Source organism: Pseudomonas parafulva NBRC 16636 = DSM 17004, assembly GCF_000730645.1.
Classification (GTDB): Bacteria; Pseudomonadota; Gammaproteobacteria; order Pseudomonadales; family Pseudomonadaceae; genus Aquipseudomonas; species Aquipseudomonas parafulva.
Genome location: NZ_BBIU01000020.1, coordinates 55396 through 68133, shown reverse-complemented (window position 1 = coordinate 68133; position 12738 = coordinate 55396). Strand labels below are relative to the sequence as shown.

13 protein-coding genes and 1 pseudogene are annotated in these 12738 nt (G+C 60.7%); 9 read left to right on the top strand and 5 right to left on the bottom strand.

Going from position 1 to position 12738, the window contains the following annotated elements:
* Positions 1–8 precede the first annotated feature (8 nt).
* The 3 genes from PPA02S_RS14600 to PPA02S_RS23060 form a co-directional block, all read right to left on the bottom strand.
* On the bottom strand, positions 9–1490 hold the full coding sequence (locus tag PPA02S_RS14600; RefSeq protein WP_028635234.1) for a glycosyltransferase family 2 protein: 1482 nt from the start codon (positions 1488–1490) through the stop codon (positions 9–11).
* Between the two features lie 70 nt (positions 1491–1560).
* Positions 1561–2877, bottom strand: a complete 1317-nt coding sequence (locus PPA02S_RS14595) for a nucleotide sugar dehydrogenase (protein WP_028635233.1) — start codon at positions 2875–2877, stop codon at positions 1561–1563.
* Between the two features lie 21 nt (positions 2878–2898).
* Positions 2899–3192 carry a hypothetical protein gene (locus PPA02S_RS23060; protein ID WP_154660101.1) on the bottom strand — a complete coding sequence of 98 codons (294 nt, stop codon included), beginning with the start codon at positions 3190–3192 and terminating at the stop codon, positions 2899–2901.
* 592 nt (positions 3193–3784) lie between these two features.
* Between PPA02S_RS23060 and PPA02S_RS22760 the strand changes: the two genes are divergently transcribed.
* The 4 genes and pseudogenes from PPA02S_RS22760 to PPA02S_RS14580 all read left to right on the top strand — a co-directional run bounded on the left by PPA02S_RS22760 (position 3785) and on the right by PPA02S_RS14580 (position 6019).
* Positions 3785–4222, top strand: coding sequence for a cupredoxin domain-containing protein (locus PPA02S_RS22760; protein WP_080667906.1), 438 nt, complete (start codon positions 3785–3787; stop codon positions 4220–4222).
* A 99-nt stretch (positions 4223–4321) separates the two neighbouring features.
* Entirely contained in the window at positions 4322–5104 is a 783-nt protein-coding gene (locus tag PPA02S_RS14590; RefSeq protein ID WP_050577108.1) for a hypothetical protein, read from the top strand.
* Positions 5101–5628: pseudogene (locus PPA02S_RS14585) on the top strand (ABC transporter ATP-binding protein); the annotation flags it as partial. The gene PPA02S_RS14590 and the pseudogene PPA02S_RS14585, both read left to right, overlap by 4 nt.
* Before the next feature lie 121 nt (positions 5629–5749).
* Positions 5750–6019 (top strand): efflux RND transporter periplasmic adaptor subunit, encoded by a 270-nt coding sequence (locus PPA02S_RS14580; RefSeq protein ID WP_154660100.1) that lies wholly within the window; start codon positions 5750–5752, stop codon positions 6017–6019.
* A gap of 23 nt (positions 6020–6042) precedes the next feature.
* Here PPA02S_RS14580 and yaaA read toward each other — a convergent pair whose 3' ends face one another.
* Positions 6043–6822, bottom strand: a complete 780-nt coding sequence (gene yaaA / locus PPA02S_RS14575) for a peroxide stress protein YaaA (protein WP_028635231.1) — start codon at positions 6820–6822, stop codon at positions 6043–6045.
* A 137-nt stretch (positions 6823–6959) separates the two neighbouring features.
* On the opposite strand from yaaA, the gene PPA02S_RS14570 reads away from it, so the two are divergent.
* The 5 genes from PPA02S_RS14570 (at position 6960) to moaE (ending at position 11042) form a co-directional block, all read left to right on the top strand.
* Entirely contained in the window at positions 6960–8087 is a 1128-nt protein-coding gene (locus tag PPA02S_RS14570; RefSeq protein WP_028635230.1) for a polysaccharide deacetylase family protein, read from the top strand.
* A gap of 281 nt (positions 8088–8368) precedes the next feature.
* Positions 8369–9763, top strand: a complete 1395-nt coding sequence (locus tag PPA02S_RS14565) for a PhoH family protein (RefSeq protein WP_028635229.1) — start codon at positions 8369–8371, stop codon at positions 9761–9763.
* 114 nt (positions 9764–9877) lie between these two features.
* Positions 9878–10348: a cyclic pyranopterin monophosphate synthase MoaC gene (moaC, locus tag PPA02S_RS14560; RefSeq protein WP_028635228.1), complete on the top strand. Its 471-nt coding sequence runs from the start codon at positions 9878–9880 to the stop codon at positions 10346–10348.
* Positions 10348–10593, top strand: a complete 246-nt coding sequence (locus PPA02S_RS14555) for a MoaD/ThiS family protein (RefSeq protein WP_028635227.1) — start codon at positions 10348–10350, stop codon at positions 10591–10593. Before moaC ends, PPA02S_RS14555 begins: the two co-directional genes overlap by 1 nt.
* Positions 10594–10595: 2 nt before the next feature.
* Positions 10596–11042, top strand: a complete 447-nt coding sequence (gene moaE, locus PPA02S_RS14550; protein ID WP_028635226.1) for a molybdopterin synthase catalytic subunit MoaE — start codon at positions 10596–10598, stop codon at positions 11040–11042.
* A 194-nt stretch (positions 11043–11236) separates the two neighbouring features.
* On the opposite strand, the gene rhlB is transcribed toward moaE, so the two are convergent.
* Positions 11237–12694, bottom strand: a complete 1458-nt coding sequence (gene rhlB, locus PPA02S_RS14545) for an ATP-dependent RNA helicase RhlB (RefSeq protein WP_028635225.1) — start codon at positions 12692–12694, stop codon at positions 11237–11239.
* Between the last annotated feature and the right edge of the window lie 44 nt (positions 12695–12738).

Here is a 12738-nt window from a genome sequence, read left to right as displayed (position 1 = left end):
GGGTTGGGTCACACGACCATGAACAGCACAGCGACGAAGATGCTGGCGGCCGAGAAGGTCATGGCCCGCGAGGACCAGGTGTTGAACCATTGTTGAAAGCTGGCGAGGTCACGCTTGAGGGCAGTGGGCTGGCGCGTCCACGACTGCTTGTCGAGGCGGAAGAACACGTAGATCTTCATCAGCGCGCCGATGATCTGGTTGTAATAGAGGATCAGCGGGTAGGCCGGGCCCACGCTGTGGCCTGAGCACAGCAGCATGATGGTGAGGATCAGCCGGGTGATGCCGATCCACAGCAGGTACACCAGCAAGAAGGCCAGGCCGAACTTGAGGCTGGCGATCACCGCTACGGTCAGGCCCAGCAGGCTGGTCCACATCGACACCCGCTGGTCGAACAGCACGATGCCGGTGAACAGGCCCAGCCGGCGCAGGCCCAGGCCCAGTGCGCGGGAGTTCTGCCGCAGGTTGTTGCCGTACCAGCGGTACATCAGCTTGCGGCTAGCCTTGAAGAAGCTCTTTTCCGGCGGGTGTTCAACCGTGTTGATGGCTGCGTCCGGCACATAGAAGGTGTCGTAGCCCAGGCGCATCAGGCTGAACCAGCTGGATTTGTCGTCACCGGTCAGGAACTTGAAACGGCCCAGGCGCCAGTGCATCAGCGAGTCGCTTTCCACGTCGGCGATGAACTCGGGGTCGGTCACCACGCTGGCGCGGAACATCGACATGCGCCCGGTCATGGTCAGCACGCGCTTGGACAGGGCCATGGAGCACATGTTGATGTGGCGCTGGGCGAAGCGCAGCTTGTGCCATTCACTCATGATGTAGCCGCCGCGCACTTCGCAGAACTCGTTGGTGGTCAGGCCACCGACGTTGGGGTAGAGCTTGAACCAGGGCACGGTCTTGCGTACCACGCCGTCGGCCAGCACGGTGTCGCCATCGATCACCGCCACCACGGCATTTTCGTCCGGCAGCATGCGCGAGATGGCGCGAAAGCCGTAGGCCAGGCCGTCCCGTTTGCCGGTACCGGCAATGCGCACGATGTCGAGGGTGACGTGGGGCGGCGGGTTGTACTTGGCCCACAGGCTCTTCACCAGCAGTTCATCGGACATCTCCACCAGTGAGCACACCACGGTGGTAGGGAAGCCGCAGTTGATCGCTTCACGGATCACCGAGCTGTACACCTGGGCGGTGGTCAGTGCTTCGATGCGAAAGCTGGTGACCATCAGGTACACATGCGAGGGGTCGGCGGCCTTGCCCATGCGCTGCACCTTGCGGCGCAGGTACGGGTACACCCCGTAGAGAAAGATCATGCCGCGGATGAAATGGGTGGCGCCCATGGAGTAGCGCCAGATGCCGACTGCGCCGACCAGGAAGATGAAGTGCTTGGACTGCGCGTCGAAGATGTCGGCTGGCAGGGCCAGGGCGATCAGCATGAGCAGGCTCATGTAGAGCAGCCAACCGGCGCACTGCAACAGCACTGTCTGAAGCCTTTGCATGTTCAGCATCCGTGGAGAATTCAGAAGTAGAGGCAACGCGGGGAGGTGCCCGCGTTGCCTGGCCCGGCCGTTACCAGCAGATGCCTTCGGTACGGCCTTGGGCGCTGGTTGGCTTGCTCATGAAGCCCACCAGGTCGATCACCTGTTTGCCCGCCGGTGCCTTTTGAGCCAGGGCGCGGAACTGCTCGTCACGGTTGCCCAGCACGATGATGTCGGCGTTGTCGATCACCTTCTGGAAGTCGGCGTTGAGCAGCGAGGACACGTGCGGGATCTTCGACTCGATGTACTCCTTGTTGGCCCCGTGGACGCGGGCGTACTGCACGTTCTCGTCATAGATATCGAGCTGGTAGCCTTTGCCGATCAGGCGTTCGGCCAGTTCCACCAGTGGGCTTTCGCGCAGGTCGTCGGTGCCTGCCTTGAAGCTCAGGCCCAGCAGGGCGACCTTGCGCTTGTCGTGGCTTTCGATCATGTCGAAGGCGTTCTGCACCTGGGATTCGTTGCTGCGCATCAGCGAGTCCAGCAGCGGCGCCTTCACGTCCAGGCTGGCGGCGCGGTAGGTGAGGGCGCGCACGTCCTTGGGCAGGCACGAGCCGCCGAAGGCGAAGCCAGGGCGCATGTAGTACTGGGACAGGTTGAGCGCCTTGTCCTGGCACACCACTTCCATCACTTCGCGGCCATCCACACCCACGGCCTTTGCAATGTTGCCGATCTCGTTGGCGAACGTGACCTTGGTGGCATGCCACACATTGCAGGTGTACTTGATCATCTCGGCCACTTCGACCGACTTGCGGATGACCGGGGCATCCAGTTCTTCATACAGGGCTTGCAGCACGTCGCCGCTGGCGCTGTCCAGTTCACCGATGACGGTCATGGGCGGCTGGTCGTAGTCCTTGATGGCGGTGCTTTCACGCAGGAACTCCGGGTTCACCGCCACGCCGAAGTCGATGCCGGCGCGTTTGCCCGAGCAGTCCTCCAGAATCGGGATGACCACGTTCTTCACGGTACCCGGCAACACGGTGCTGCGGACCACGATGGTGTGGCGGCTGGCCTTTTCACGCAGCACATAGCCGATTTCACGGCACACCGACTCGATGTACTCCAGGCCCAGGTCGCCGTTTTTCTTGCTCGGCGTACCCACGCAGATCATCGACACGTCAGTGGCGCGGATGGCTTCGGCAAAGTCGGTGGTGCCGCGCAGGCGGCCATTGGCGATCCCCTGTTGCAGCAGCGTTTCCAGGCCCGGCTCGACGATGGGCGACTTGCCGTGATTGATCAGGTCGATCTTGGTGGCGGACACGTCCACACCGATCACTTCATGGCCACGTGCCGTGAGGCAGCCTGCACAGACTGCACCTACATAACCCAAACCAAAGATGCTGATACGCATCGCTATCACCTCATGTGTTTATCATGCCGACACTGTTCGCCAGCGTTGAACTGGGTGGATCAACCGCAATTTCTGGGCGCAAGGGGGCGTGGCAGATGCACACTTCGCCAAGCGCAGATAAAGTAAGTTGTTCAGCGCATTTGTAGATGCACTGCAAGTAGGCAGCATTAAGCCGTTAATTAAAAACAGGCCCTGATCTGTCGTCGTCTTTATTGCAGTGCGCAACCTGGCGCGCTGCAGTGCTTGTTCTTTCAAGTTGAAAAAACCTTTGAAATCAACCACGTGGACGATGTGTTGGGCGCGTTTCTCCTGCATGAACAGCCGTTGCGAACGCGGTCGCCTGGCCGGTCGGAAGTTTCAGGTTGAGGCGTAAAGCCTGCTCGGTCATCTGTACGTTATTTCTCACACCCCGGGGGCATGAAAATCGTTACGGCACTATGAGCGGCCTCAAGAAGGTAAGTTCCGCGATGGGATGGGGCTGCATGAAGGATCTTTCAGTTATCGATCTTCATCAGGTAGTTTCAATTTGATAGCACTGTTCGGTCAAACCCCCGTATATACGGGGTGGAATTGTTTCTAGATGTATTTTTGCCAGTATCGCTATCTTTTTAATAAAAAAATTGCAAAAAGGGTTAAGCGGCATGATGGCGTTATGAAATTTTCACAGTGATGTTTATTTTTTTGGCGTCAAATTTTTGTAGCGCTGACACAGGTTTAGCGGTGCGCTTGCATATCCTGTTACGACTGAAGACCCTTCGGGCGCTAAGGTTTTTATCACGATGGCCGTCAACCACACTGGACGTCGTCGAGGATGACTGTGTACGAAGGAGCGTCTCAGGCAGCCCGTGGCTATTGCCATGACGGCGTCTCACCCATAACCACAGGGAAGAGACGAGGCTTGATACCGATGAAAACATTTACCCGAACCCTTTGTGGGGCGGCCGCATTGCTTGCGGCGAGTACAGCGCTTGCCGGGCCACCTGTCGAAGTGACCTTCAGGAACCTTGGCACTGAGCCGGTGAAGCTTCAGCTGACGAATGCTAATGAGACGAGTACGTACCAGATTGCCAGTCCGAAGCCTCACGAAGAGGTGAAACCAGGTGAAACCATCAGGTTCACAGTACAACGGCTGGTAAGCCCTGATACGAATAGTGCGATGATTCGTTACTCAATCGGACGCAAAACATGTGCGTTCAGCACGACGTTTGTGATGATGATGTCAGGAGGCGTCAAACAGCCTAAATGGAACAAGACTGCCACACCGACCGGCGGCGCTGTGTGTACTGCAGTCAACTCCGGATTTAGAGCCAACTATGCCTGGAAAGCTGAGTTCACAATGAAATAAACCTCTCCCGATTCCCCACTCTGTCACTTGCCGTTATAGGCATGCAGGGTGGGGCCTACAGGCGAGCATTTTTCAAGTGTAATAGCGAATGGTGTAGTAATGGACAGCATCCAAAAAAATAGTCCGTCATCTCAGTGGGCGGTACAGAAAATCCAGTCAGAGTCACCGGCGAACAATGCAGTCTCTAGCGCCGTATCAACAGTGGTCGACCAGGGTGAGGTGCGTTCTGGGGTATCTGCCCTGGCACGTCAGCTGGCTGCTGCAGCGGAGCGTGCAGCGCTTCGTGATAGCCAACTGAGTCGTCAGGAGCTTGCCAAGCTGGGCTCGCGGATTCAGATGGAGTTGGGAGGGCGAGGATACACCTCAACCAAGCCGCTGCATGACGCATTTGTTCCCAGCACTGATGACCCGGAACTCCTGGACCGCGCAAAGCGTGCGACCCACTTTCTCAACGGCAGTGGCGAGAATCCTTTTAAAGGCCTGAGTACTGAACAACTTGCATTAATAGGTTACGACGAAGGCTATGATTTTACACACAACGAACGCTTGGCCGCGAGCACGGAACTCAGTCATCGCTATGCGCTATGGACACACTACATCGTCGATAAAGCTAACAGTGAGTATGACAACACCGGTTATAGAGACGATGCGCTGAGAGAGATGATTCAGTATTACAAAGGCTTGCCCCCCATTATGGAGGCAGGCTTCGGTAACTATGAAATCGATTTAACGCTGCTGATCGGCAAAACAGACCAGCGACAAGGCAGCGAAGACGATCCGCTGATTGAAATGATCTTGAAAACGGTGCGTAAACTCGAAGATGAGGCTGAAAAAGCGCATCCGCCGATTGATCCATCGATCAAGCCCGGAGGCCTCGCATGAGCGCCATCGTGAGCCTCACCGAGGTGAGCCGCTTCCATGCCGGGTTGCCCGTGCTCAAGGACGTCAACCTTGTTGTTCCAAGTGGGCAAACGTGCGCCATTGTCGGCCCATCCGGTTCAGGCAAAAGTACGCTGCTGAACCTGATCGGTCTGCTGGACAGGCCGTGCTCTGGCCGTGTGCAGTTGGTGGGTAATGACATGACAGGGGCCAGCGCCGACCAGTGCGCTGTCGTGCGCAATCGTCTGATCGGGTTCGTCTTCCAGAGCTTTAACCTGCTGCCGCGTCTGTCCGCCCTGGATAACGTCGCGCTGCCGCTTTCCTACCGTGGGTTGCGCCTGCCAGCAGCCCGGGTACTCGCCCAGAACCAGCTGGAAGCGGTAGGTATTGGTGAGCTTGGCCCGCAACGCTCTGCCGAGCTATCGGGTGGCCAGCGCCAGCGTGTTGCTATCGCCCGGGCTCTGGTAACCGAGCCCTCGTTATTGGTGGCGGACGAGCCTACCGGCAGCCTGGATACAGGACCTGCCTACCGTTCATGAAGGCCAGCAGGCCCGGGTCACAGTCGCCGGGCAGGTTTTCCAAGGCCGGGTTGCCCATATTGCACAGCTGCCCAGAACCGAGGGGGCGCAAGACGCCTGGTACGACTTGGTGGCGGACATCGATCTGCCTTCGCTGGAGCCCGGCCGACCTCTGCGCTTGGGCATGAGTGCCCAGGTTGAAGTGCTGGTTTCGAGCAAGGACCGGGTATGGGTAGTGCCACCCGATGCCGTTGAGCAAGACAAGGCAGGGCTGAGTTATGTGTGGTTCCGTGAGCACCCCAACCAGTTGCCGAGCAAGGTGCCGGTGAGCATTGGCTCGATATGGCCACAGGGGTTGGAAGTGGCCGGGCTGAGGTCAGGGTACGTGCGACTGCCCTGACACCAGCCCGCTCGCAACCGGGCTCACTCGCCAGGATGATCCCGCAAAAACACCAGATGATCCGCTTTCGACTGCTCGGCACTGTAGTAGTACCCCTGCACATCGAACTGCTTGAGCTGCGCTGGGTCGCTGATGCGCTCTTCGATGGCGAAGCGGGTCATCATGCCGCGGGCTTTCTTGGCGTAGAAGCTGATGATCTTGTATTGGCCGTTCTTCAGGTCCTTGAAGTCGACGTTGATCACCCGGGCGTTCAACGCGCTGCGTTTCACTGCGCTGAAATACTCGTTGCTGGCCAGGTTCAGCAGCACGTCGTCGCCCTGTTCGGCCAGGGCCTGGTTCAGCCATTCGCTGATGCGGGTGCCCCAGAAGGCGTACAGGTCCTTGCCGCGGGCGTTAGCCAGCTTGGTGCCCATCTCCAGGCGGTAGGGTTGCATCAGGTCCAGCGGGCGCAGCAGGCCGTACAGGCCCGAGAGCATGCGCAAGTGGCCCTGGGCGAAGGTGAAGTCGTCCTCGCCCAAGGTTTCGGCAGCCAGCCCGGTGTACACGTCGCCCTTGAAGGCCAGCAACGCCTGCTTGGCGTTCTGTGGGGTGAAGTGCGGCGTCCAGCTGCCGAAGCGGGCGGCGTTCAGGCCGGCAAGCTTGTCGGAGAGGTGCATCAGTTCGCTGATCTGCGCCGGGCTCAGTTCGCGCAGCTGCCCGATCAGTTCCTGCGAGTCATCGAGGTAAGCGGGCAGGGTGAAACGCTCGGTCACCGGCGGGGTGTCGTAGTCGAGGGTCTTGGCGGGGGAAATCACCGTCAGCATCGGGTCGGCTCCTGGCATCGTTGACCGTGAATTCTACGGGCTGGGCGTGGCAAGTCCAAACTATGGCGACGATAGTGGGCGCTCATGGAGCGTGCAGGCGCTATAGTGCCTGTTTTGCCATTGGGGAGCCTTGGACCGTGCGCATAGCCTCAGCCCTGCTGGCCGCGCTGCTGAGCGTGGCCGTGCACGCCGCGCCCAGCGACCAGGTGAGCCTGGACCGCAGCCTGTGGCCCGAGCAGTTGGACAGCCCGGTGCTGTTCGACGTGGCGTCGCGTGCCGAGATACTGTCGTTTGCCCAGGTGCTGCATGAAAGCGAGCTGCTCGACGATGCGGCGCTGGCGGCGCGGCTGGGGCTGCGCCAGATCAACCTGCACAAGGTGCGCCTGGTGCGGGCGCGCATGTGGCAGCGCCTGTGGAGCGGTTACCAGCAGGCCCAGCGCAGTTGCGAGCAGGATGCCTCGTTCTGCTACGCCGTCACCTCCATGGCAGAACTGCGCACGCAAGCCGCTACCTTCGCTGCCGATGTTGGCGCGTTCTACACCGGCTGGGTCGAGCCTAGCCACCGCTTCCATGTGCGCTACCTGGACGAGCAACTGCGCAAGGCGGCGTTGATGCCGCAAACCAGCAGTGAGGTGGAGCGGCTGTCACCGGCCGAGCGCAACGGCGACGAACTGAACGACCGGCTGTTTCTGCTCACCTTCGTTGGTGGGCCGGGGCCGGTGGGTGGCAGTACCGATACGTTGGCCGACTACCTGCGCGGGCAGAAGCTGGAAGGGACTTTTTTCGTCCTGGGCAACCGTTTGCAGCAACGTCGCGAGGGCACCTCGCTCGACGCCCTGCGCACGTTGTATGACGGGCAGTGCGTAGGTATTCAGGGCTGGGAGTACAGGTCCCACGCGCAGTGGAATGGCTGGCAGGACTCGCTCAGGCGCAGCCAGGGGCGGGTGCAGGCAGATCTGCCTGAGCAATACGTGCCATTGTTCAGGCCCCCCTATGGCCAGCGCAGGGCGGATGGGGACGCGTTCATGGCCAGCCAGCAACTGCGCGTGTCACTGTGGGACATCGACGCCCAGGATGACGGCGCGCTGGATGCCCAGGCCTCGGCCCAGCGGGTGCTGACCTTGATGCTGCTGTGGCGCAAGGGGGTGATCCAGTTTCACGATGCCCTGCCCAAAGCCCAGCCCGCCGTGCAATGGCTGCTGGAGCACACCGCACAGAGCGGCATCGGCTGGCAGGGCTGCAAGGAATATGCTTATGCACAATGAGCAATCTGACTTCTGACTGTAGACCCGCCTGGCCGCCCCGCCAAGGGCAGTTCGTCAATCGGAAAAATAAACTTCAAAAACGCGTAAAAATGCTTTTTCCGGTCATGCCTTTTGCGGTATGAAGAAACCAGACAGCCGATTCCTGCAGCACAGGTGGCGTCATACAGGCTCACCTGGCCAGGTTCGCTTCCCGCCCGTAACAACGCGGATACGGGGAGACCGGCAGTCACTTTGCGGCGTAACAGACCGCGCCGTGTGGCTTCGACATAAGGTGACCGAGTATGGATGACCAAGGACGCACCCCTTCCTCCAGCAAGCCAATCCTCTATGTGCTCGATACCAACGTCCTGATTCACGACCCTAACGCATTACTCAACTTCGAGGAGCATCACGTCGCCATCCCGATGACGGTGCTGGAGGAACTCGACAAGCTCAAGGCCGGCAAACAGAGCATCGCCGCCGAATGCCGCCAGGCCATCCGCCTGATCGACCAGACCCTGGGGGACGCCTCACCCAGCGTGGTCGAGCAGGGTGTACCCATCCAGCGTGGCAAGAGCGGGCCCAAGGGCTTCCTGTCCATTCTGATGACCCCGCGCAACGAGCCTAATCGCCTGCTGCCGGAAACCCTCAACGACAACATCATCATCAACCAGCTGCTGGAAGTGCGGGCACGGCGCACCGACCTGGATGTGGTGCTGGTCACCAAAGACATCAACATGCGCCTGAAGGCGCGCGCCTGTGGCATTGCGGCCGAAGACTACAGCACCGACCAGTTGGTAGACGACGTGTCGCTGCTGTCCAAGGGATACCACTCGGTCACAGGTTCGTTCTGGGACCGGGTGAACAAGGTGGATACGCGCCAGGAACGTGGCCGTACCTGGCACCGTGTGCAACTGGCCGAGAACCTGCCGGCGGTGCACGTCAACGAGTTCATCATCGACGAGCAGGGCTTCGTTGGCTGGATCAAAGGCATCCGTGAAAACGAACTGCTGCTGCTCGACCTGCACCAGGAGCCGCTGCTGCACCAGGAAGCCTGGGGCCTGAAGCCACGGGATATTCACCAGAGCCTGGCGCTGTTCGCCCTGCTGGACCCAGATATTCACCTGGTCAACCTGACCGGCGCCGCGGGCTCGGGCAAGACCATCCTGGCACTGGCTGCCGCCATCGAGCAGACCATGGTCAGCAAGCGCTACCGGCGCATCATCGCCACCCGCAGCGTGCAGGGGCTGGACCAGGAGATCGGCTTCCTGCCGGGTACCGAGGCCGAGAAGATGGAGCCTTGGCTGGGTGCGATCACCGACAACCTCGAAGCCTTGCACATGGACGACGAAAGCACACATGGCAGCGTGGAGTACATCCTCGAGCGGGTACCGTTGCAGTTCAAGTCACTGAACTACATCCGTGGGCGCAGCTTCCAGCAGAGCCTGATCCTCATCGATGAATGTCAGAACCTTACCCCGCACCAGATGAAAACCATCATCACCCGTGCCGGTGCCGGCTCCAAGGTGGTGTGCCTGGGTAACCTGGCGCAGATCGACACACCTTACCTGTCCGCCACCAGCTCGGGCCTTACCTACCTCACCGAGCGCTTCAAGGACTTCCCCCACGGCGTGCACATCACCCTGCAGGGTGTGCCGCGGTCGGTGCTGGCCGAGTACGCCGAGTCGCACATGTAACGGCACATCGGGGCGGCCTGCTCGGGCCGCTCCAACTTCCCGCCCGGCTACAAACCCGTGCCTAAAGCTGACCCACAGGTTTACACTCGTTGCTCCCTTCACAGGAGCAGAGCAGTGCTGACACATCTTGATTCCCAGGGGCGGGCCAACATGGTCGACGTCACTGAAAAAGCCGTCACCGAGCGTGAGGCCACCGCCGAGGCGCGAGTGCGCATGCTGCCGCAAACCTTGCAGATGATCGTGGATGGCGCACACCCCAAGGGCGATGTGTTTGCCGTGGCGCGCATCGCCGGCATTCAGGCGGCGAAGAAGACCAGTGATCTGATCCCGTTGTGCCACCCATTGATGCTGACCAGCGTGAAGGTGGAGCTCGATGCCGAGGGTGAGGATGCGGTGAAGATCGTCGCCCGCTGCAAGTTGGCCGGGCAGACCGGTGTGGAGATGGAAGCGCTGACGGCGGCCAGTGTCGCGGCACTGACCCTTTATGACATGTGCAAAGCCGTGGACAAGGGTATGGTCATCGAACAGGTGCGCCTGCTGGAAAAGCTCGGCGGCAAAAGTGGCCATTACAAGGTGCAAGGCTGATGAACGTGAAGGTGATGTATTTCGCCCGTTACCGCGAACGGCTGGGGGTGGACGCGGAGCGTGTCGAAGGTGCTTTCGCGGTGCTCGACGATGTGCGTCAGGCGCTGGTGGCCAGGGGCGCGCCGTACGACGTGCTGGGCGAGCAGAACCTGATGTGTGCACGCAATGAAGAACTGTGCAAGCTCGATGAGCCGCTGGAAGAGGGCGATGAAGTGGCGTTCTTCCCGCCGGTAACAGGAGGCTGAACATGGCTGTGCGCGTTCAGGAGGCTGCATTCGACCCGGGGCTGGAAGTCAATGCCATGCACGCGGCCAACGCGGGTGTGGGGGCGGTTGTCGCTTTTGTCGGCTACGTGCGGGATTTCAACGAAGGGCGCGAGGTGGCGGGGATGTTTCTTGAACATTACCCGGGCATGACCGAGAAGGCCCTGGCCAAGATTGCCGCCGAGGCCCAGCAGCGCTGGCCGCTGTTGAAGGTCGAAGTGCTGCACCGCATCGGGGCGCTGGAGCCGGGCGAGCCCATTGTGTTCGTGGGGGTGGCCAGTGCTCACCGGCAGGCCGCGTTCGATGCCTGCAACTTCATCATGGATTACCTGAAAACCCGGGCGCCGTTCTGGAAGAAGGAAATGACCGGGGACGGCCCGCACTGGGTCGAGGGCAGGCAGAGTGACCAGGATGCGGCGGGGCGCTGGTAGCCCTGTGTTGGGTGGCCGGGGCTATGCCCCGGTTCGCGGGTAAACCCGCTCCCACAGTGATTGAGCCAACTTTCAGATCTTGTGTAAGACAGTTGCTCCCACCTAGTCATGCACCTTATCTGCTGGAGCAGGCGCCCTACCTGTGGGAGCGGCGGTGCGGCGATCCGATTTACCCGCGAAGAGGCCGGTACAGGTCAGTGATGCTTGCGCGGCACGGGCTGCAGCAGTTCATCTGGCGGCATCTCGCACTTGATCTTGCGGCCCAGCAGTTCTTCGATCGCGGGCAACTGATACGAGTCATCCTCCCCGGCAAAGCTGATCGACACACCGCTGGTGCCTGCACGGCCAGTACGGCCGATACGGTGCACGTAGTCGTCCGGGTCTTCGGGCAAGGTGAAGTTGATCACGTGGCTGATACCGTCGATGTGAATACCCCGCCCGGCCACATCGGTGGCAACCAGCACGGTGATGCGCCCTTCACGGAAGTTTTCCAGCGTGCGGATACGCTTGTGCTGGGGCACGTCGCCTGAAAGCTGCGCGGCATTGATGCCGTCACGCACCAGTTTTTCCTCGATGCGCCGCACTTCGTCCTTGCGGTTGGCGAATACCATCACCCGTTCCCACTGGTGTTGGGTAACCAGGTTGTACAGCAGCTTGTACTTGTCGCTGCCCGCCACCGCATACACATGCTGCTCGACCGTTTCGCTGGCAACGTTCTCGGGCTCGATTTCGACGATGGCCGGGTCGGTCGTCCACTGCTTGGCCAGGTTCATCACGTCGTCGGTGAAGGTGGCCGAGAACAGCAAGGTCTGGCGTTCGCTCTTGGGCGGGGTCTGGCGGATGATCTGCCGTACCTGGGGGATGAAGCCCATGTCCAGCATGCGGTCCGCTTCGTCCAGCACCATCACCTCGACCATGTCCAGGTGCACCTCGCCGCGCTGGTTGAAGTCCAGCAGCCGGCCTGGGGTGGCCACCAGAATGTCGCAGTGCCGGGCTTCCAGCGCCTTCAGTTGCTTGTCGAAGTCCATGCCACCGACGAAGCTCATCACGTTCAGGCCGGTGTACTTGGTGAGGGCCGCAGCGTCCTTGGCGATCTGTACCACCAGCTCGCGGGTGGGCGCGATGATCAGCGCACGGGGTTCGCCCATGTAGCGCTCTTTGGGCGGTGGGGTCTGCTGCAACTGGGAAATGATCGAAATCAGAAACGCTGCCGTCTTGCCCGTACCCGTCTGGGCCCTGCCGATCGCGTCCTGCCCACGCAGGGTGTAACCCAGCACCTGTGCCTGGATCGGCGTGCAGTACGGGAAGCCCAGGTCGTGGATGGCGTGCATCAGTTCGTTGGACAGCTTGAAGTCATGGAAGCGGGTTTTGCCTTCCTGCGGCTCGACCACGAAGTCTTCCGGCTTCCACAGGCTGGCCTGCGGCTTGGGCTTGCGCTCGCGGCGCGGTTTTTCTTTTGCCGGCGTTGCCGCCGCAGGCGCGGTTGCCACCGGCTGGCTGGCCTTGGGGGCAGGTTTGGCGCGCGGTGGCTTGGGTGCGGTTACTGGACGGGCCTCGGAAACGGGCGCGGGCGATGCAACGCTGGCAGCAGGCGCGACAGCCTGCGGGGCGTCGTCTCCCTTGCCGAATATTTTTTTAAGTGCCTTGAGCACGGTCGTCTCGTCAACTGGTTAAGGAATGTACGCCGGGCAGTGTA

Excerpts from the sequence above, each read along its gene's own strand:
- PPA02S_RS23060 (WP_154660101.1), bottom strand. The coding sequence starts at position 3,192 with ATGCAGGAGAAACGCGCCCAACACATCGTCCACGTGGTTGATTTCAAA.
- PPA02S_RS14565 (WP_028635229.1), top strand. The coding sequence starts at position 8,369 with ATGGATGACCAAGGACGCACCCCTTCCTCCAGCAAGCCAATCCTCTAT.
- PPA02S_RS14600 (WP_028635234.1), bottom strand. The coding sequence starts at position 1,490 with ATGCAAAGGCTTCAGACAGTGCTGTTGCAGTGCGCCGGTTGGCTGCTC.
- PPA02S_RS22760 (WP_080667906.1), top strand. The coding sequence starts at position 3,785 with ATGAAAACATTTACCCGAACCCTTTGTGGGGCGGCCGCATTGCTTGCG.
- yaaA (WP_028635231.1), bottom strand. The coding sequence starts at position 6,822 with ATGCTGACGGTGATTTCCCCCGCCAAGACCCTCGACTACGACACCCCG.
- PPA02S_RS14595 (WP_028635233.1), bottom strand. The coding sequence starts at position 2,877 with ATGCGTATCAGCATCTTTGGTTTGGGTTATGTAGGTGCAGTCTGTGCA.
- PPA02S_RS14590 (WP_050577108.1), top strand. The coding sequence starts at position 4,322 with ATGGACAGCATCCAAAAAAATAGTCCGTCATCTCAGTGGGCGGTACAG.
- moaE (WP_028635226.1), top strand. The coding sequence starts at position 10,596 with ATGGCTGTGCGCGTTCAGGAGGCTGCATTCGACCCGGGGCTGGAAGTC.
- PPA02S_RS14555 (WP_028635227.1), top strand. The coding sequence starts at position 10,348 with ATGAACGTGAAGGTGATGTATTTCGCCCGTTACCGCGAACGGCTGGGG.